We start from the raw sequence: 18,475 nt of genomic DNA, 5'->3' as shown, positions 1-18,475 counted from the left end.
AAGTACAGTCTTTTAAAATAGAGGGTTGTCCTCTATAAATTGATATATGTTTGCGACAAGTTCGCTTGGGGTATTTGCTTCTACAACTTCACCATTCACAATAGCAAATAAAGTTTCAGAACAGAGGGAGCAATAACTCAGGCAACCGTACTCTAAAACGTCTAAATTGGAGTCTTGTTCTAATATTTCAAATGCTTCTTGGGACCCGTTTGCAAGGTTGCTTATACAAAATTCAACCATAGGATTCACAGCTGTTCACCTCACTACATGGTCATGCTACTCTTTTTTAAAGAAAACGTCAATTAAGAAGTTCTATTGTGAAATGTATCACAATCTATTATAATTTGAGATGACATTAAATTTAAGGGAGAATATTATGCGAAAATTAGTATTGTTAGGTGGGGGATATGGAAATATGCGAATATTACTTCGCTTATTGCCAAATAATATTCCTGATGATGTAGAAATTACTTTAATAGACAGAACACCGTTTCATAGTTTAAAAACAGAATTTTATGCACTAGCTGCTGGAACATCTCCAGATAGCGGTATTAGAGTAGCTTTCCCAGAAAACGAAAAATTAAAGGTAACATACGGAGAAATTTTAGAAATAGATGTAGATAGCAAGCAAGTGTTATTAGCTGATGGGCAAGCAGTTTCTTATGATGAATTAGTAATTGGACTAGGTTGTGAGGATAAATACCATAATGTACCTGGTGCTGATGAATTTACTTATAGCATTCAAACGATTGGTAGTTCAAGAGATACGTACAATAAAATTGGTGGTCTACCATCAGGTTCTGTTGTAGGTATTGTTGGAGCGGGACTTAGCGGAATAGAACTTGCGAGTGAACTTCGTGAAAGTCGCCCAGATTTATCAATTAAATTATTTGACCGCAGTCCGCGTGTTCTGAGAGATTTTCCAGAACGATTAAGTAATTATGTACAAAAGTGGTTTGATAATAACAATGTAGATGTAGTTAGTAATTCAAATATTACAAAAGTAGAGCCAAACAAATTATACAATCACGAAGAAGTAATTCCTGTAGATGTAGTTGTATGGACAGCAGGTATACAACCAGCAGCACCAGTAAGAGCATTACCTGGTGAAAAAGATAAAACCGGTCGTGTTATATTAACACAGTATCATGACTTACCAAGCTATCCAAATGTATATGTTGTTGGTGACGCAGCATCACTGCCATTAGCACCAAGTGCCCAGTTAGCAGAAGAGCAAGCTGAGCAAATTGTTAAAGTGCTTCAAGCGCGTTGGAAAGATGCACCACTTCCTGAAAAGATGCCAGAAATTAAGCTTAAAGGATTCATGGGCTCTCTTGGGAAAAAACAAGGATTTGCCTATTTAGCGGATATCTCAGTCACTGGACGTATTGCACGTTTGATGAAGTCTGGTCTGCTGTGGATGTATAAACGTCATAATGGGTAATAGAAAAAGCTTCGAAGGCTCCTTAGAGAGCACTTGGAAGCTTTTTTTGATCAATCTGTGTAGCCATATTTCTCAAGGGCAGCATAGATTGGTTTTAATTGGATATACCCTTCTCCAATCATCTCATCATTAATCATTACAAGTGGATAAAAGAATTCATCTTCCGCAATTCGGTCGGCGATACTCTGTTGTTTTTCATTCTCAATTGGCTTTTCAATATCGATATAGTTGAAAATAACTTTGTGATTTGGAAATTTGCGGTCGATTGCAGCTTGTAACCATTCGTATGTATCCTTAGAAGATGGTGCGTTTACACAACTTGCGCAAACAACATCAGCCCCATAAATTTCTATATGTATAGATTGAAACGTCATAATAATGACCTCCTTGGAATTCTTTATTGGATTTTTTCCTTCCTTCACATTATAATGATTATAGCGAAAGGAGTCGATAGAAATGACTGATACAATGAATGAACAAGTTCAAGAGGTTTTAGATAAATTGCGTCCATTTTTACTTCGAGATGGAGGAGACTGTGAGCTTGTAGACATTGAAGATGGTATTGTAAAACTACGTCTTCTAGGAGCTTGTGGCAGCTGCCCAAGTTCAACGATTACACTTAAAGCTGGTATTGAACGTGCACTTCTAGAAGAAGTTCCGGGAGTAGTAGAAGTAGAACAAGTATTCTAATAATAATTATAAGCAAGCACCTATGTCTGCCTCGACAGGTATGGCACTGGAGTCTTTGCAGAGAATCTCTTGTAGAAAGAGTTCCTGCAAAATAGATTTTATCTTAAAGTAGAAAAAGGAGCCTAACCTATGGCTTCTTTTTCTTTTTTCGCACGAATTTCCTGCCAACGATCTTTTGCCATTTCAACAATAGTCGGTTCTAGAGAACTATTTTGTTTTTCAATTACTTTAGAAAAGTATCGCGTAGCATATTCAATATCACCGATTTTTCTCGATAGTTCCGCTATTAAGTAGAGCATACGGGACTCAGACATTTGTGTGCCATTGTAGTCATCGTTTGAATAGGACTCGGCATACCGATTACGTGCCATTTCTAAGAACCGGATTTCCTCTTCTTGTTTGTCTTGTAAACGGTATAACCATGCAGTACGTAACGCTAAACCGGCCATATTTACAAATTTTTCTTTCTTAAGAGTGCCGGATAGAATTCCGAGTTTATAGGTCATAATTCCCTCTTCAATCGACCTTTCATTACCGTATGTTCGAGGTGCCCATTTACTGGAAATTTGTTCTTGGATTATTTCTTTCACTCCTGGTGCAAAATACTTTGTGAAGTCATCTGTAAATGAAAATCCACAATGTTCACATACGAATATGTTATATAGCAAAGGATTTATTTCTTTATTTTCATATATTGGTTGAAAATCTGTATGGTGTGATTCAACTTTGATAAATTTGGAGCGGACCTTTGTTGTTTTGAATTTTTGTTTACAATGTAAACATTCAATGTCTTTTTGATAATAGGGTGTAAGTTCCATCTTTAGTCCTCTTTTCACGTGACGTTATATAGTTCCATTATACCTAATGTGTGTGATGAAAGCTAAGTAAATATTCAAGTGGTTTTCCTTGTCTACATAGTAATAACATTGATATGATATAAATAAGAAAAGGAAGGTGATTCAGATGTCACAAATAGTTATTTTATCTGAAGCGGCAGCTTACCGTGTAAAAGAAATGATGACACATAATGGAGAAGAAGGCTCTGCTCTTCGTGTTTCAGTTAATGGTGGTGGATGCAGCGGTCTTACTTACGGAATGGGATTTGAAAAAGAAAAACAGCAAGAAGATATAGAACTTCATCAGCATGGAATAGATATAGTAGTGTCGACAGAAGATGCTTCTATCCTAACTGGAACAACCATTGACTATAAAGAATCATTAATGGGGGGCGGTTTTACGATAGAAAACCCTAATGCCATTGCTTCTTGTGGTTGTGGAACGTCATTTAGAACAGCTAAAAAAGAAGGAACTCCGGAAAGCTGCTAATAGAGGAAAGAACATTTTCTGTAGAAGGAAATGTTCTTTTTTTGTAGTAGATTTTTCAGCTTTAGCCTAAGGCGCTTTTTGGAAAGATAGGAGCCTCAATCTCAGTATTTTCAGACCTTTACAATTAAATAACAATGTATTGAAATCATGTGAGAAAAGGTCTAATATAGGAAGTAAGAGTTTTTGTCGGAAAATAGACAAAGATGAAGCGTTTAGAAGTTATTTTTGTGTAATAACTTTTCTTAAAAAATATAAAAAGGTGGTTGCGATCTTCGTGAAAAGACCAACAATTCTAGTATTAGGTGCAGGATACGGTGGACTATCTACAGTAGTAAACCTTCAAAAATTAGTAGGTGCAAATGAAGCAGATATTACATTGATCAATAAAAATGATTATCATTATGAATCCACTTGGTTACATGAAGCTTCTGCTGGTACATTAAGTCCCGATCAAGTTCGCTATGATGTGAAAAGCGTAATCCAATCTAGTAAAGTTAACTTTGTAAAAGCTACAGTTGATGCTATTGACGTTAATACTAAGAAAGTTACAACGAGTGCTGGTGAGTATACATATGACTACTTAGTTATTGGTTTAGGCTTTGAAGGAGAAACATTTGGTATTCCTGGCTTAGATAAATATGCACTTTCAATTGCTAATGTAAATGCTGCTCGTCAAATTCGTGATCATATTGAATATCAATTTGCTACTTGGTCTACTGAGGAAGTACATGATGATACTCGCTTAACTATCGTAGTAGGTGGAGCAGGGTTCTCAGGTATTGAATTTTTAGGTGAATTAGGAAATCGTATTCCAAAACTTTGTAAAGAATATGATGTACCGAAAGAAAAAGTACGTGTAGTTTGCGTAGAAGCTGCTCCAATGGTTTTACCAGGATTTGATCCAGAGCTAGTTGAATATGCAGTAAGACAATTAGAGTCTAAAGGAATTGAATTCTCTATTGGAACTCCAGTAGTTGAAGCAACTCCAGAAGGCGTAAAAATTAAAAAAGGCGAAGAAGAATTCGAATTTATCAAAGCTGGTACAGTTGTATGGGCTGCGGGAGTTCGCGGAAGTCGCTTAATCGAAACATCCGGTATTGAAAATATGCGTGCGCGCGTTAAAGTTGAAAAAGATATGAGAGCTCCTGGGTTCCCAGACGTATTCATCGTTGGTGACTGTGCTTTACTAATTAATGAAGCTATTAATCGCCCATATCCACCAACTGCTCAAATTGCGATGCAACAAGCAGTAACTGTTGCTAAAAATATTGTAGCTCTTATTAATGGTAACCCAACAGAAGAATTTGTACCCAACCTAAAAGGAGCTGTATGTTCTCTTGGAGAGCATGACGCAATTGGGGATGTAATGGGAAGAAAACTGACAGGTACAAAAGCATCAATTATGAAAAAAGTAATCGATAATCGTGCCCTTTACATGATCGGTGGACTTCCACTAGTAGTGAAAAAAGGTAAATTCAGCTTATAATTTCCGTTAACTATAGAAGCTCCCACTTAAATTTAGTGGGAGCTTCTTTTTTGATCATCCATAAATAGAAAAAAAGTATTTTATTAAGGGTTCCTCTAGTGTTGGAGCTAGTTTTAGCCATTTACTAAGTAGAAAACTGTATTTTGTTCCTAATTATATTACTCCTTTACAAATTATTTTGTATGTGATATATTATCTGAATATTAAGAAATATAGAGAGGAGTCGATTACATTGATAAAAAAAGAGACAAAGAATACGCATTGCCCATATTGCAAAGGGGAGGGATATTTCCAACTTCGCTTAGGTGGATCTGAGACTTGTAATTGCTGTAATGGATCTGGAAGAAAGTGAAGAAAGTATGACAAAAAAGTGAAAACAAATATGTTCATTGAATACTAACCTCCGTTAAGGTAAACTATTTACAGATGTTACGGAGGTTATATAATATGGAGTTTATGTTAGTTCAAATGATACTTTCAGTTGTTATATTTTTTGTCATGTTTTTTGGGATCGCTTTCTTATTGAATATGTTACTTCGTATGACATGGTTCATGGCCATTCTTTATCCGATTGTTGTGGTATTAATCATCGATGAAGTTAGATTTTTTGATTACTTTACAAAACCAGGTTCAGCTTTCTCCGCTCTAGGGGAAAAAATTGTTTCTCTTCATGCGGCTGATATTATAATATTAGCTGGCGGACTCGTTGGTACTATTGCAGCAGGCTTTGTCATAAAGTTTTTAAGAAAAAATGGATATCAGATGTTTTAATAGAAAAGGATGGCTCCATAATGGAGCCATCCTTTTCTTTGTTTGGTTTTTCCTATAGTAGAAAGTTATAAATGATTACGGAAATTAGTATTCCAGTTATAGCACCCATAAAAACTTCAATTGGTTTATGACCAAGTAACGTTTTAAGCTCTTCTAACTTTTCATCATTTTTTTTATGTGACCATTCTTTGGTTTGTTCAACGAATAGTTGAAAGTCAAGACGCATTTGATTGATCATAATTGCTTGTTGACCTGCTTGAAAACGGACACCCGTTGCATCGAACATAACAATTACTGCAAATACCGTAGCAACTGCAAATAATGTTGAATCGAGTCCTGTTTCAAAAGCTATTGCCGTACATAAAGATGTAACAGCAGCTGAGTGAGAACTAGGCATCCCACCGGTAGAAGTGAATAACGACCAATCTAATTTTCTCGTCATTAAAAAGTGAATTGGAATTTTGACGAATTGTGCAAAGAAAATAGAAAAAAGTGCAGCTAGTAGTGGAGTGTTTTGGAGGATTGCCAAAGTAGACACCGCCTTTCATTTTGAACTTATATTATTGATAGTATAACACACTCCTACTAGTCGAAAAATAAGTAAGGTTCCTATATAATAAGATTATATCCGAAAATAGTAGGGGGAAAAATAATGATCATCCATACAAATGAAGTCTTGTTTGAAGAAGTACAATCTGAAACTCTTGTAGTGGCAGTTTCAAAGCATGTAGAAAACACACCAAAATGGGATACTTTCTTAAAGAGCTTTGGCGAGCATATTGGAGATTGGGTAAAAAGTGGGGATATCTCCACCGATTTAAAGAAAATCGTTAAAATACCTGTTTCTAACCATGAATCCGTAAAAAGAGTACTGTTTGTAGGTATAGGTGATCGTAAACAATTAACACAAGAACGACTTCGCGAAGCATTTGGACTTGTTGGGAAAGAATTACTAGTTAGTAAACCTGAATCACTAGGAATCTGGCTTCCTTCATTTACAACAGATGCTATAACTGTAGCAGATGTAGCTTATTTAGCAGCTGAAGGTATTGGCATGGGTTCATTTACATATGAAGGGTATAAAACATCTTCTAATATTCCGGACTACTATCTGCCATCTATTGAACTTTTGATGGACGAAGAGGATGAAGAGATCGTCTCGTATTTTGAAGTGGGAACTATTTATGCAGATGCGGTAAATGAGGCAAGAATTCTTGTGAACACGCCTGGTAATGTGCTGACTTCTACTCAGTTGGGTGAATATGCAAGAGAATTGGGCGAAACATACGGATTCGAAACTGAAATACTGGGCAAGAAAGAAATTGAGGAGCTTGGAATGGGCGCACTTCTTGCTGTAAACCAAGGCTCAGTTGAAGAACCAAGACTTATCGCATTAAAATATCAAGCAACAGACGACTGGACAGATGTTGTAGGATTAGTAGGGAAAGGTATCACTTTTGATACAGGTGGATACTCTATTAAAACGAAAACTGGCATCGTTGGGATGAAAGGAGATATGGGAGGAGCTGCGGCTGTTTTAGGTGCAATGCAAATCATTGGTGAGCTTCGTCCAAACAAAAATGTTATTGCTATTATTGCTTCTACAGACAATATGATTTCAGGCAATGCCTTCAAACCAGATGATGTTATTACATCCATGAGTGGTAAAACGATTGAAATTTTAAATACAGATGCAGAAGGTCGTTTAGTTCTAGCAGATGCTGTTACATATGCTAAGCAACAAGGTGCAAACTATATTGTAGATGTTGCGACATTAACTGGTGGCGTTATAACAGCATTAGGATACGATAAAACCGGTGCATTAACGAACAATGAAGAATTCTTCGAGACATTTATGGAATCTTCATTAGAAACAGGAGAATTCGTTTGGAGACTGCCTCTAACTGAAAACGATAAAAAACGTATTCGTAAAAGTGATGTTGCAGATCTAAATAATTCACCTGGTGGAGATGGCCATATGATATTCGGTGGTGGATTTGTTGGGGAATTTGTGGAGGAAACTCCGTGGATTCATTTGGATATTGCGGGTACATCTGATACAAAATCAGCTCATGACTTTGGACCAAAAGGTGGTACCGGGGTAATGGTACGTACACTAGCAACATTAGTAGAAAGAATGGCAGAAGAAGAGTAGGGCGTAGGGCAAACACACAGCCTCGCTTTCCCTAGTGGCATACACTGAGGGGAAAGGAGGAGTAACATGGTAAGATTGCGCGGAGGTTATAGAGGACCCGGCTTTGGTGGTTACAGAGGTCCAGGATTTGGAGGCATAGGAGGCTTCGGAGGCTTTGGTGGCCCATTTGTAGGTGGCTTACTCGGAAGTTTTGTAGGTTCTGCATTATACGGAGGTGTTGGTGGATATAGGCAACCATATCCATATTATCCATATCCTAATTACTATCCATATTCACCATATCCTTTTTATGGTGGTTATTACTAATAAAATTAATACTGGTAAAAAAGCTTCTGTATCCTCGGTTAGTCCTTGGGTACAGAAGCTTTATTTTATTTATAGTGTAGATTGAGCTTTAGTAAAAATAAGAGATCTAGAATCGATTATTTCTCCCAATGAAGGGGGATATGTCGAATCGGACCAAAAAAGGAGAGGTGAGAGGTTCGTTTGAATTTATTTATGAGCTAGTCCTATTTAAAAAGCAAATACTAATTTTCCAGTAATTCATTCTATCAATCATTCAAGTTCCGATACAGTTACAAATGTATATCCTTCGCTGATCAAATATACAAGTACATCTTCTAGTCCTTGAGCAGTGGATAAATGTATATCATGCATTAAAATGGTGCTTCCATCATGAACACTGCTCTTCACAGATACTAATAGCTGAGAAGCATCACGGTGTTTCCAATCAAGTGTATCTACGTCCCATAATACAACCGGTAAGTTCAAAATGTTCACCAAATCATCATTGAAAGCACCGTAGGGAGGACGAAAAACGGTTGGTTCCTGTCCAGTGGATTGTTCGATGATGTTATTTGTTTTGGACACCTCTTCCAAGATTGCATCTGTGGTCATATTAGTTAATTTTGCATGAGTCCATGTGTGATTGCCAAGCTCATGTCCGGCTTTCAACACATCGCTTGCAATCTCCGGGTAGAATTCTACTCTGCTCCCAAGCATAAAGAATGTCGCTTTTGCATCATACTTTGCTAAAGTTGTAAGAATACTAGGTGTAACTTTTGGATCTGGTCCATCATCAAAAGTTAAAGCAACTCGCTTCGTTTTAGTATCATCAATTTGTTGGTCAACTTGAGTTGAAGTCTCATCTTTACTGTTTTTTTCCACTTGAACATCCATAGAACTATCTTCTACAGGAGGTTTCGGCAATGTATCCACTGAATTATCAAGCTTATAAGGTGCAAGCAGTTGTTCGTTTAACTCGGAAAGGGGGACAGCGATAATCGGTGCACCTGCAACCCCGCTAGCAATCTCATACTCATCAAAATAGATAACAAGTGTATCGTCTATTATTGCAAACTGTTCAAAGTTACCCCACCTAGGTTCGGTAGCTAGCAACATCTCCTCTTCTTGCACCTGATCTTTCAGGCTGGGGTCTTTCTTAATATTATCTCGTACAAGTGATGAAAGCTTTACCAGATTAGATTCATCATCTCCAAATAGATCATTTATTCCTATAATTTTTTCTGATTCGGGGTGAAAATTAACCGTATTAAATTCTGTATATCCATTTGCTCCTCCAGTATACATTCCGGTAATTATAACAAATGAAAAAGAGCCTGAGGTATGTGGAAATATTTCAAATGCGATGTTCAATTCACCAGGGATCTTACTACCGATTCGTTTATTTTCTTGCATGGTACTTAAATAAGTGTCAAGTTGTTCATCTATGTATTTTTTGATATGTACATTGAATGCTTCTACTTTGCTATGTGGGTATTGTATTGAATAAGGCGAATACTCGTCATTTGACACCTCCGTTTTAATAAGTATTCCAGGAAAAGCTGATTCTTTAGTAGAATCTTCTTTTGTTATTTTTGTATTTTTTCCATTGCTGCTAGTTTGGTTTGCATTGCCCTTTGTTGAGGAACTGAGTAGGATAAAGCTCATGCTCAGAAGTGCAATTAAACCAATACAAGCAACCTCAATCCAAAGGCGCCGTTTTTTGTTAGGGAATTTGTTCATAGGTGGTATTCTCCTTTATTATTTTTCAACTTCACATTATAAATTAATATACTACTATTTAGACGGGTGATCAGGTAAAAAAGTTTGCTAAAATAATAATTTCTAGGAAATTTATATTTCTTTATGATAAATATTACGAATAAAGCACGAGAGAGCGCGCTTTCAAACTATTAATTCATAAAAAAAAGCATGTTTTGAATTTTTTCAAAACATGCTCGTTAGATTTAATATTAAACAGCTCTTATTGAAGCTTTTCTCTTTTCTTTTTAATCACATCAGCTAGATCATCTCTGACTGTTTGATCTGAAAGTTTTACACCTGATAGATAAGCTGCACGACCCATCATATGACCTCCTACTGGTCCGGTGATGAAGAGAAAGGCAATCCCTAATAATATTCTAGAATTGAAATGACCTTCGATTAGCCAAAAATGAAGGAAGACCCCTAGCAGAATACTCATAACCCCTAAAGTGGCGCTTTTTGACGCGGCATGAGCTCTGGAGAATGCATCGGGTAGACGTATTAAACCAATTGCAGTTACTAAGATGAAGATGGTTCCAAAGGAAATTGTAGCAATGATAAGTATATTAGCTATTACGGTCACGTTGAATGATTTCTCCCTTCTCCGTGAATTTAGAAAATGCCACTGTTCCTATAAAGGATAGAACAGCTAGTAATAATATAACTTCTAAGAAAAAGACAGTATCAAAGAGTATGGATATAAGCCCGATCAGCGTTATAAGTCCTACTCCTATTGCATCTAACGCAATAACACGGTCAGGTGTAGACGGACCTTTTACTAGACGATAAACAAAGGCTAGGATAGACAAACTGATTAACACTACTATTACCCAGAGAAAGGTTATCATGATCTGCTCACCTCCAAAATGGCTTTTTCAAACGTATTTCGAATTGAATCTATAGCTTCATCAATATCTTCAAAGTCTAGCGAGTGGATGTATAGTGTTTTATTGTCATCTGAAATGTCGATAACTACGGTGCCTGGTGTTAATGTGATCAAACTAGACAAAAGGGTAATCTCCCAATCCTGTTCGAGTACTGTCGGCATAGCAAAGATCGCCGGACGAATAGGCATAGTTGGTTGGATGATTAACTTTAAAACAGAGAAATTAGACATGACAAGTTCCTTTAGGAAAAGGCTGCTTAACTTCACAACAGCCCACAGACGATCCATATAAAATCGAGAGCTAAAGGATTTACGAAGCATGAACAGCATTAGTAATCCTAATATATAACCGACTATAAATGTCGTAGGCTTAAATGACACGGATAGGAACATCCAAGTAAGTGCTATTAATACATTCAATAAAATTTGAAAAGCCATATTATTTCACCCCTTCAAATACAGCGTCAATATATAGAGAAGGATCAAGGAGCACATTTGTGGCATCTCCCATAAATGGTACCAAGTATTCTGCACCAACACCATATAGAACAGTAATAGTAGCTAATGTTATAGCAGGAGCTAATAAATGATGGTACTTTTTATCACTAATAAGATGTTCTCCTTTTTCTTCCCCCCAGAATGCGTAAATGAAAATACGAATAACTGAAAGTAGAACTATAAGACTGGAAGCTAGTATGAAAATACTTTGCCATAATAGATCTCCTTCAAAACCACCTTGTACGATTAAAAGTTTCCCTATAAAACCACTGAGAGGGGGGATACCAGCCAGTCCGAATGCAACAACTAAGTAAACCCAGCCTAACATCGGGTAACGCTTCATAAGTCCGCCCATTTTCCGTAAATCTGACGTTCCAGTTATCTTAATAATAATTCCTATTAATAAGAACAGAGCGCCTTTTATGAGAATATCATGGATCAAATAAAACACAGATCCCATCATTCCACTTTCATTCATCACGGAGGCTCCAAACAATATAACACCTACTGCTATCACGATATTGTATATAATAATCTGTTTGACATCGAAATAGGCTAATGCCCCAATGCAACCTACAACAATAGTAAGGATGGACAGTATCATTAACAAAGTATGTGTATACCCAACATCGGTGGTGAAAAACAGAGTATAAGTTCGCATAATTGCGTATACTCCTACTTTAGTGAGCAATGCACCGAACAGTGCAATCACTGGGATAGGTGGCGCTGCATATGATCCTGGTAGCCAGAAAAATAATGGGAATATACCACCTTTAATCCCAAATACGATGAGGAACAATACAGCTATCACTGTCACAATTCCTGACGGACCTATTTCTGCAAGTTTGACAGAGATGTCTGCCATATTCAGTGTGCCGACTACGGAATACAAATAACCTACAGTAATAACAAACAACGAGGAAGATACAATATTTACGATTATGTATTTGATAGATTCTTTTAATTGAACCTTTTCTCCTCCTAAAACAATTAGAACATATGAGGACATTAACAACACTTCAAAGAATACAAACAGATTGAAAATATCGCCTGTTGTAAATGCACCGTTTACACCTGTGAGCATGAATAGTATGGCGGGGTAGTAGAATGCCTTTTCTCGTTCCTCTCCTATAGAGCTAAAGCTATACCACACTACAAAGAACGCAATAAGCAGAGAAGATGTAACCAACATTGCAGAGAACATATCCGAGACCATTGTAATTCCGAATGGTGGTGCCCAACTGCCTAAAGTAAGTGCTTGTACACCATCTACTTTTACTTTGTAAAGTAGGACAAAGGAAGAAGCTAAAGCAAATAGCAAACCAATCATCGTTACAATTCGTTGCGCTTTCACTTTTTTCGGGAATAGTAATAGAACAGCAGCAAACAGGAAAGGAATTAGGATAGGAAATAATAATAAGTTAATCATTGTCTTCATTTCCTTTCATCAAATCCATATTGTCGGTACCAACAACTTTATATGCACGATAAGCTAAAACGAGAGAAAACGCAGTCACTCCAAAGCTAATCACAATCGCGGTTAAGATAAGCGCCTGTGGCAAAGGATCGGCATAATCAGTGATGCCATCTGCTAATACTGGAGCAGATTTCCCACCTAATCCACCCATAGTCAGCAACAGTAAATGAGTTCCGTGACTTAGTAAACCTGTGCCAATTATTATACGTAACAAGCTTCTAGAAAGTATTAAATAGACGGCAGCCATAAATAGAAAGCCGATTAAAATGGACATGAGGATCTCCATTATTCATCTCCTCCTATCATTTGAATGATGTTCATCGTAACGCCTACCACTACTAAGTATACGCCTGTATCAAAAAACATAGCTGTATGAATAGAGGTTTCACCAAGTAATGGTAAGTTAAAGTAATCATAGACATGAGTGAAGAAAGGAACATTAAAGAAAATGGATCCTGCTGCAGTAAATAGGGCTATTAATAATCCTATAGCAGTAATTAAGGTGTAATTAATAGGTAGCATGTCTTGTACAGTTTTCAAATCAAAGGCTAACATCAGCAAAACAATTCCACTAGACATGACTAATCCGCCTACAAATCCTCCACCAGGTGTATAGTGACCTGCAAAAAAGATATGAATGGAAAATAGAAAGATGATGAAAAATACTAATTTCGTAGTAGTCTGGATTATTAAATCATTTGTTTTCAACTTTTCTATCTCCTTTCTTTTTTGCTAGGCGAACAGTAATCATACCTATTATTCCAAGTGAAGCAATAGTAAGTACACTAATTTCAAATAATGTATCAAAGCCACGATAATCGACTAAAATAACGTTTACGATATTACCTCCACCTGCTTCTGAGTAAACAGTTTCCTTATAATACTCAGAGATGGAGGAAACGAGCTTTTGAGAGTGTGAAGCTATAGCAATCAACGTCACCATGACACCAACACCTAAAGCAATTAGAAAGTTATTCAATCGGAAACGACGATCTTCTTTCCCTTTCTCATACTTGTTCAATTTCGGAAGATGATAGAAGGCACCTAAGAAAAGTGCAACCGATACAGTTTCAATGACTAACTGTGTTAATGCTAAATCTGGAGCTTTAAAGATGATATAAAATAACGCTACAGTATATCCAACAGCACCAAGAGCAATGATAGCTGTTAGTCTAGATTTGGTAACTAAAATAGTGATTGTACTGATGATTAACACAACTGAAATCAATACCTCAAAAAATTGAATTGGAGCTAGATTAGTGAGGTCCATAACAAATGCATCTTTTATCCACATTGTAAAAGCTAACAGAATTATCAATGCTGCAAACATATAGATTAAATAGGAACGAATAGATCCAGTCATATAACTAGAAGATAATCGGTTTGCACCTTTGTCTGAGAGATTCATCAGCCCATCATAAAATCTATTCAGTGAAATCTTAGCAGGCATATTTTCGTATAGTGGAACCCATTTAGCAATTGTTTTATATAAGAGGAACCCTATTAAAAAGATGCCTAATGTCATATACAATGCTGTAGATTCAAAACCATGCCATGCTTTAATCTTAAATCCAACATCTGCTGGTACTTGATATGCAAGCGGCTGAATGGCAGCTACTGCAGGTTTTATAAACGTATTACCAAAAAAGTTGGGAACAAAGAATATTACTACTACAAGTATTGCTAAAATTGCAGGAGACACTAGCATTCCTAGAGGAGCTTCATGTGCTTTTTTTGGCAATAGTTCAGGTTTATATTTTCCACGGAATGTATGGAATACGAAATACAAACTGTACACAAAGGTGAAAACACTAGCAACCCAAGCAATTACTGGAAACAAAATCCACCAGGAATCTAAAGAGTGTACATTAAATTGCTGCAAGGAAAGCGTAGCATCTAAAAACATTTCTTTACTTAAGAAACCATTAAATAATGGAATACCAGCCATGGAGAAACTACCGATCATAGCGATTGTAAAACTAATAGGCATCAAGCTCATTAGGCCGCCAAGTTTACGAATATCTCGTGTACCTGTCTCATGATCAACAATACCTGCAATCATGAACAAGCTACCTTTAAATGTAGCATGATTCATTAAGTGGAATATTGCTGCAAAAGAAGCGAATGTAAAGGTGGTTACTAAGTCTCCTGTAACATGATAGGAGATTGACCCAATTCCAAGTAAGGACATGATCAGCCCGAGTTGGCTCACTGTAGAGAAAGCAAGTATAGCCTTTAAATCTGTTTGTTTCACAGCAAAGATAGAACCCCAGAATAATGTTAACAATCCTACTCCAGTCACAAGCCAAACCCAAACTTCAGATAAAGCGAATATTGGAGTGAATCTGGCAACTAAATATAAGCCTGCTTTAACCATTGTAGCTGAATGTAAGTAAGCACTTACCGGAGTTGGGGCTTCCATCGCATCCGGTAACCATATGTAAAAAGGAAACTGAGCTGACTTTGTAAAAGCTCCAATTAGTACTAGGACAAGTGCCCAAACAAATAAATCATGATTGACGAGTGAAGAAGCTTGGTCGATTAGTTCACGAATAGAGAACGTGTCTCCCATTATACCTAGTATTACGAAGCCTCCAAGCATCATCAACCCACCGAATACAGTAATCATCATCGATTTTAGAGCGCCAAAGCGAGAGCGATCCTTTGTATACCAATATCCAATGAGTAAGAAAGACGAAATAGAGGTTAACTCCCAGAAGAAATATAAACTAATGAGATGATCCGATTGGACAACGCCTAACATTGCACTCATGAATAGCAATAGATAAACGTAGAAGTTTCCTAGTTTTTCTTTTTCTTTATCCAAGTAAAAAATAGAATAGAGAACGACTAACATACCGATTCCAGTAATTAGTAAAGAAAATAGTAAACTTAACCCGTCCAGATAAGAAACTAAGGAAATATCCAAGGATGGAATCCATGCAAACTCCTCCATGTAAGTATTACCGGCCATGATGTCAGGGATATAGGTGCCATAAAAGGCAACCAATCCAAGTGGAACAAGTAGTACAAACCAGCCGGTATGAATATTAGAAACTTTCTTGAACAGAAAAGGAATCACGAAGGCCACTATTATAGGTAAGAAAATAGCAAAAATAAGGGACAAGGGGAATCCTCCTTTCAGATAAGTATGTATTTATATGCACCTCAAATTATAACGTAAAAAATTATTATTTGCATGGACTATTGCGTATAGTCTATTTCATTCGATATGATAATTAGGATTAGTTAAATAAGTAGAACTACGTTTTGGAAATGTCATAAAGTATTCACTTGTTTCAATAATCTACGCAAAAATAGCATTTATCAATTAAAGGAGTACTTATGAAGAACCCTTATGTGTTTGGCTTTTTACCATTAATTACAATCGTATTATTCAGTTTATCCTTTGCAACATTCTCGATGAATAAAGTTATAGACCTTTTTAAGGTAATCGGAGTGTACAGTGGGATGAGAGAATTTCTTTCTGATATAGAACTAAAACTATTTCTACTGATTATATTGGCATTAATCTATTTTATGGTTTTTTCTGCATTAAAACTTATTGCTGAAACCATTCATGAAATAGGTATGTTATTTTTCTCGAAGGACTATGAAGGAAAAACAATGGCGCAGGCCCGTGGTGGCTTTGTAATCTTTTTTATAGGGGCAATAATTTCTCTAGTAGGATTTCAATCCATTCAGTTACTACTAATTATATTCTTGTTAACTACTTTTATATATTTTGTGTATGTAGTATATAAATTGAGTGGTTCAATGAGTCTTGTCGGTACACTTGGTTTAGTTATGTTTGAAATTATTATCTGGAGTCTATTTATGGCTCTGGTCATATATATAATTATCAAACTATACAATGGGATAATTGCCAGTCTACCGTTTCTTTAAGATTTACTATAGAACGGACATTTAAAGGAGTATGCAGTATAAGGCTAAAATGAATTATGACATAGTGGGGTAGAGATATGGAAACTATAGACAAAATCATAAACACTCTAAAGAACAAACATATCATTCAAGAACAGGTTATAGAATGGACAGAAATAAAAAGTGGCACAACTGATGGAACTATATATAGATTATCTTCTGAAAAGAAGCCGTTATATGTGTTAAAAAAAGATGAACCTAAAGTTGTTGCCGCGACTAATGAATTTCTTGAAACTTATAAAAACATTAAGTTATTGCCAAATGTACTTTACACGGATGAATTTAATGAGTTTATTGTTTACTCGTATATTTCAGGAGACACTCATATAAATCGCGGATCTAAATTAGAATGGATGAAGATTATAGTTGAAGAAATGATAAATCATTATGAAAAAGCAGAGGAGAATTTTAGCCGTGGGAGAATAACAGGTATAAATAGAAGCTTATGGGCTGACTTTAATCTGGAAAGCTTGGAATATGCTAAAGCTAATATCGGGGATTTATTTTCGAATGAAGAACACAGGAGAGTAAGGCTTTTAGTAAATAAACTAAATACTTATGAATACCAACAAGAGAAATATTACCTTCACGGAGATGCAGGTGTGCATAATTTCGTATTTAACAGCCACAAATTAAATGGAATTATCGACCCATCACCATTAATTGGTCCTAAGATTTATGATTTTACATATGCATTTTGTTCCTCTCCTGACGATTTAAATCTAGAAACCTTATATTCTTCGTTTTCATTGTTGCATCAAGAACAGCGCATTACTAAGGTGGAACTTTTGGAAGAGGTTCTATTTCAAATGTATACACGTATTGGTATTTGTAAAAAAGTGCATCCTCAAGATTTGGTTGCCTACCTTGAAGCATGGAAGGAATGGCGAGTATACCTTCCTTCTATCTAATTCTATTTCTAAAATATGACGATGGAGTTGTCTAATGAAAAGGTTAGTAATTATGACAGTTGGAAAAACGCACAGTGGCAAAACTACATTTGCCAAAGCTTTAGAAAAAGAGCTTCTCAACTCAGTTGTGATAGATCAAGATAATCATGCGGAGTTTCTTCATGCGCATTATCAATCCTTATTGCCCAAGCAGGGTAGTAATACGATAAAGTATGCAATTACACAAGCTATTGTTCATCATGCTGTTCATGAGACAAATTGTCATATGATTCTTTGTAACTCAAATCGCAATCGGAATGGTCGTTTGAAACTAATCGATTATTATCAAAACAAAGGGTTTACTTGTATCCTCGTAAACTTTGAAATACCTGATCATGTTTTAAAAGAGAGAATTACAAAAAGTGAGCGTAGTACATCGATCTTAAGAGTGGCTGCCACTTTTGATGAAGTACTTCTTCGCCAACAGGCAGAAACAAAAAAAGGCGATATACTAGCTCCCACTGGAGATGAAGCCGAGCATTTATTTGTTATTAAAAAGCAGGAGGATGTTGAGTCCGTCATTCGAAAAATTGTAGATACTGCTTTTTGAGGTATGTAGAGATTAGAAAAAATTATTATATAAAGAAGCAAAATAGCGAACAAAATTTCATCTTCGAGAGAGAGCTTGCTTACTGAATAGGAAGGTATCCTTTCTCTAGTAATCCAAGCTAACGTGTCTCCGAGTGGTACAAAGAAGACAGACACAATTATAAAACGAGAAAAAGGGATGCTGGTAGGTTGTGAAGGACGTCACAACAAACTAGCATCCCTTAAATATGACTCGGTAATAATCAATTAGCA

General features: G+C 36.3%; 23 protein-coding genes. 11 read left to right on the top strand and 12 right to left on the bottom strand.

All coding sequences use genetic code 11. The annotated features are described in order from the left end of the window. Window positions 1-12: 12 nt before the first annotated feature. Entirely contained in the window at window positions 13-249 is a 237-nt protein-coding gene (locus MHI40_RS13485; protein ID WP_093537778.1) for a YuzB family protein, read from the bottom strand. Between the two features lie 127 nt (window positions 250-376). Here MHI40_RS13485 and MHI40_RS13480 point away from each other — a divergent pair, with 127 nt between their 5' ends. Beyond that, window positions 377-1,444, top strand: coding sequence for an NAD(P)/FAD-dependent oxidoreductase (locus tag MHI40_RS13480; protein ID WP_093537779.1), 1,068 nt, complete (start codon window positions 377-379; stop codon window positions 1,442-1,444). Between the two features lie 50 nt (window positions 1,445-1,494). Here the strand turns inward: MHI40_RS13480 and MHI40_RS13475 are convergent, their stop codons facing one another. Further along, window positions 1,495-1,818 (bottom strand): YuzD family protein, encoded by a 324-nt coding sequence (locus MHI40_RS13475; protein WP_340763051.1) that lies wholly within the window; start codon window positions 1,816-1,818, stop codon window positions 1,495-1,497. Between the two features lie 82 nt (window positions 1,819-1,900). Between MHI40_RS13475 and MHI40_RS13470 the strand changes: the two genes are divergently transcribed. After that, a complete protein-coding gene (locus MHI40_RS13470; RefSeq protein ID WP_090567122.1) occupies window positions 1,901-2,134 on the top strand; it encodes a NifU family protein in 234 nt (77 codons plus the stop codon). A 122-nt stretch (window positions 2,135-2,256) separates the two neighbouring features. On the opposite strand, the gene MHI40_RS13465 is transcribed toward MHI40_RS13470, so the two are convergent. Continuing rightward, complete coding sequence (locus MHI40_RS13465) at window positions 2,257-2,952, bottom strand: DUF2225 domain-containing protein (protein WP_340763048.1); 696 nt, start codon at window positions 2,950-2,952, stop codon at window positions 2,257-2,259. 145 nt (window positions 2,953-3,097) lie between these two features. Between MHI40_RS13465 and MHI40_RS13460 the strand changes: the two genes are divergently transcribed. From MHI40_RS13460 to MHI40_RS13445, 4 genes are all read left to right on the top strand, one after another. After that, entirely contained in the window at window positions 3,098-3,460 is a 363-nt protein-coding gene (locus MHI40_RS13460) for a HesB/IscA family protein (protein ID WP_093537782.1), read from the top strand. 274 nt (window positions 3,461-3,734) lie between these two features. After that, entirely contained in the window at window positions 3,735-4,946 is a 1,212-nt protein-coding gene (locus MHI40_RS13455; RefSeq protein WP_340763047.1) for an NAD(P)/FAD-dependent oxidoreductase, read from the top strand. 184 nt (window positions 4,947-5,130) lie between these two features. After that, window positions 5,131-5,298 carry a YuiA family protein gene (locus MHI40_RS13450; RefSeq protein ID WP_322788090.1) on the top strand — a complete coding sequence of 56 codons (168 nt, stop codon included), beginning with the start codon at window positions 5,131-5,133 and terminating at the stop codon, window positions 5,296-5,298. A gap of 95 nt (window positions 5,299-5,393) precedes the next feature. Beyond that, window positions 5,394-5,717: a YuiB family protein gene (locus MHI40_RS13445; protein WP_093537784.1), complete on the top strand. Its 324-nt coding sequence runs from the start codon at window positions 5,394-5,396 to the stop codon at window positions 5,715-5,717. Window positions 5,718-5,769: 52 nt separating this feature from the next. Here the strand turns inward: MHI40_RS13445 and MHI40_RS13440 are convergent, their stop codons facing one another. Continuing rightward, window positions 5,770-6,246: a divergent PAP2 family protein gene (locus MHI40_RS13440; protein ID WP_093537785.1), complete on the bottom strand. Its 477-nt coding sequence runs from the start codon at window positions 6,244-6,246 to the stop codon at window positions 5,770-5,772. 123 nt (window positions 6,247-6,369) lie between these two features. On the opposite strand from MHI40_RS13440, the gene MHI40_RS13435 reads away from it, so the two are divergent. Continuing rightward, window positions 6,370-7,872, top strand: a complete 1,503-nt coding sequence (locus MHI40_RS13435; protein ID WP_340763046.1) for a leucyl aminopeptidase — start codon at window positions 6,370-6,372, stop codon at window positions 7,870-7,872. Between the two features lie 66 nt (window positions 7,873-7,938). Further along, window positions 7,939-8,178, top strand: a complete 240-nt coding sequence (locus MHI40_RS13430; RefSeq protein WP_340763045.1) for a hypothetical protein — start codon at window positions 7,939-7,941, stop codon at window positions 8,176-8,178. 249 nt (window positions 8,179-8,427) lie between these two features. On the opposite strand, the gene MHI40_RS13425 is transcribed toward MHI40_RS13430, so the two are convergent. From MHI40_RS13425 to MHI40_RS13390, 8 genes are all read right to left on the bottom strand, one after another. After that, window positions 8,428-9,897: a polysaccharide deacetylase family protein gene (locus MHI40_RS13425; RefSeq protein WP_340763044.1), complete on the bottom strand. Its 1,470-nt coding sequence runs from the start codon at window positions 9,895-9,897 to the stop codon at window positions 8,428-8,430. A 241-nt stretch (window positions 9,898-10,138) separates the two neighbouring features. Continuing rightward, on the bottom strand, window positions 10,139-10,501 hold the full coding sequence (mnhG, locus tag MHI40_RS13420) for a monovalent cation/H(+) antiporter subunit G (protein WP_093537789.1): 363 nt from the start codon (window positions 10,499-10,501) through the stop codon (window positions 10,139-10,141). After that, entirely contained in the window at window positions 10,485-10,766 is a 282-nt protein-coding gene (locus MHI40_RS13415; protein WP_093537790.1) for a Na(+)/H(+) antiporter subunit F1, read from the bottom strand. The genes mnhG and MHI40_RS13415 overlap by 17 nt, the downstream gene beginning before the upstream one ends. Then, window positions 10,763-11,242 (bottom strand): Na+/H+ antiporter subunit E, encoded by a 480-nt coding sequence (locus MHI40_RS13410; protein ID WP_340763041.1) that lies wholly within the window; start codon window positions 11,240-11,242, stop codon window positions 10,763-10,765. The genes MHI40_RS13415 and MHI40_RS13410 overlap by 4 nt, the downstream gene beginning before the upstream one ends. 1 nt (window position 11,243) lies before the next feature. Further along, window positions 11,244-12,731: a Na+/H+ antiporter subunit D gene (locus MHI40_RS13405; RefSeq protein ID WP_340764516.1), complete on the bottom strand. Its 1,488-nt coding sequence runs from the start codon at window positions 12,729-12,731 to the stop codon at window positions 11,244-11,246. Continuing rightward, window positions 12,724-13,065: a Na(+)/H(+) antiporter subunit C gene (locus MHI40_RS13400; RefSeq protein ID WP_093537793.1), complete on the bottom strand. Its 342-nt coding sequence runs from the start codon at window positions 13,063-13,065 to the stop codon at window positions 12,724-12,726. Before MHI40_RS13400 ends, MHI40_RS13405 begins: the two co-directional genes overlap by 8 nt. Continuing rightward, window positions 13,065-13,487 (bottom strand): Na(+)/H(+) antiporter subunit B, encoded by a 423-nt coding sequence (locus MHI40_RS13395; RefSeq protein ID WP_093537794.1) that lies wholly within the window; start codon window positions 13,485-13,487, stop codon window positions 13,065-13,067. Before MHI40_RS13395 ends, MHI40_RS13400 begins: the two co-directional genes overlap by 1 nt. After that, window positions 13,474-15,906, bottom strand: coding sequence for a Na+/H+ antiporter subunit A (locus tag MHI40_RS13390; RefSeq protein WP_340763040.1), 2,433 nt, complete (start codon window positions 15,904-15,906; stop codon window positions 13,474-13,476). Before MHI40_RS13390 ends, MHI40_RS13395 begins: the two co-directional genes overlap by 14 nt. Before the next feature lie 218 nt (window positions 15,907-16,124). Between MHI40_RS13390 and MHI40_RS13385 the strand changes: the two genes are divergently transcribed. From MHI40_RS13385 to MHI40_RS13375, 3 genes are all read left to right on the top strand, one after another. Continuing rightward, a complete protein-coding gene (locus MHI40_RS13385) occupies window positions 16,125-16,685 on the top strand; it encodes a DUF5366 family protein (protein ID WP_340763039.1) in 561 nt (186 codons plus the stop codon). Window positions 16,686-16,762: 77 nt separating this feature from the next. Continuing rightward, window positions 16,763-17,635, top strand: a complete 873-nt coding sequence (locus tag MHI40_RS13380) for a hypothetical protein (protein WP_340763038.1) — start codon at window positions 16,763-16,765, stop codon at window positions 17,633-17,635. A gap of 34 nt (window positions 17,636-17,669) precedes the next feature. Then, entirely contained in the window at window positions 17,670-18,224 is a 555-nt protein-coding gene (locus MHI40_RS13375) for an AAA family ATPase (RefSeq protein ID WP_340763037.1), read from the top strand. Window positions 18,225-18,475 lie beyond the last annotated feature (251 nt).

The organism is Psychrobacillus sp. FSL H8-0510, assembly GCF_038008345.1.
In the GTDB taxonomy this organism is placed as follows: Bacteria; Bacillota; Bacilli; order Bacillales_A; family Planococcaceae; genus Psychrobacillus; species Psychrobacillus psychrotolerans.
The sequence above is the reverse complement of the archived record's forward strand: the minus strand, read 5'-3'. Positions and strand labels throughout refer to the sequence as shown.

Bases quoted from the DNA above. Each gene is read 5' to 3' on its own strand.
- MHI40_RS13445 (WP_093537784.1), top strand. From the start codon at position 5,394: ATGGAGTTTATGTTAGTTCAAATGATACTTTCAGTTGTTATATTTTTT.
- MHI40_RS13400 (WP_093537793.1), bottom strand. From the start codon at position 13,065: ATGGAGATCCTCATGTCCATTTTAATCGGCTTTCTATTTATGGCTGCC.
- MHI40_RS13435 (WP_340763046.1), top strand. From the start codon at position 6,370: ATGATCATCCATACAAATGAAGTCTTGTTTGAAGAAGTACAATCTGAA.
- MHI40_RS13430 (WP_340763045.1), top strand. From the start codon at position 7,939: ATGGTAAGATTGCGCGGAGGTTATAGAGGACCCGGCTTTGGTGGTTAC.
- MHI40_RS13415 (WP_093537790.1), bottom strand. From the start codon at position 10,766: ATGATAACCTTTCTCTGGGTAATAGTAGTGTTAATCAGTTTGTCTATC.
- MHI40_RS13410 (WP_340763041.1), bottom strand. From the start codon at position 11,242: ATGGCTTTTCAAATTTTATTGAATGTATTAATAGCACTTACTTGGATG.
- MHI40_RS13425 (WP_340763044.1), bottom strand. From the start codon at position 9,897: ATGAACAAATTCCCTAACAAAAAACGGCGCCTTTGGATTGAGGTTGCT.
- MHI40_RS13475 (WP_340763051.1), bottom strand. From the start codon at position 1,818: ATGACGTTTCAATCTATACATATAGAAATTTATGGGGCTGATGTTGTT.
- MHI40_RS13480 (WP_093537779.1), top strand. From the start codon at position 377: ATGCGAAAATTAGTATTGTTAGGTGGGGGATATGGAAATATGCGAATA.
- MHI40_RS13385 (WP_340763039.1), top strand. From the start codon at position 16,125: ATGAAGAACCCTTATGTGTTTGGCTTTTTACCATTAATTACAATCGTA.
- MHI40_RS13405 (WP_340764516.1), bottom strand. From the start codon at position 12,731: ATGATTAACTTATTATTATTTCCTATCCTAATTCCTTTCCTGTTTGCT.
- MHI40_RS13380 (WP_340763038.1), top strand. From the start codon at position 16,763: ATGGAAACTATAGACAAAATCATAAACACTCTAAAGAACAAACATATC.
- MHI40_RS13375 (WP_340763037.1), top strand. From the start codon at position 17,670: ATGAAAAGGTTAGTAATTATGACAGTTGGAAAAACGCACAGTGGCAAA.
- MHI40_RS13470 (WP_090567122.1), top strand. From the start codon at position 1,901: ATGACTGATACAATGAATGAACAAGTTCAAGAGGTTTTAGATAAATTG.
- MHI40_RS13460 (WP_093537782.1), top strand. From the start codon at position 3,098: ATGTCACAAATAGTTATTTTATCTGAAGCGGCAGCTTACCGTGTAAAA.
- MHI40_RS13465 (WP_340763048.1), bottom strand. From the start codon at position 2,952: ATGGAACTTACACCCTATTATCAAAAAGACATTGAATGTTTACATTGT.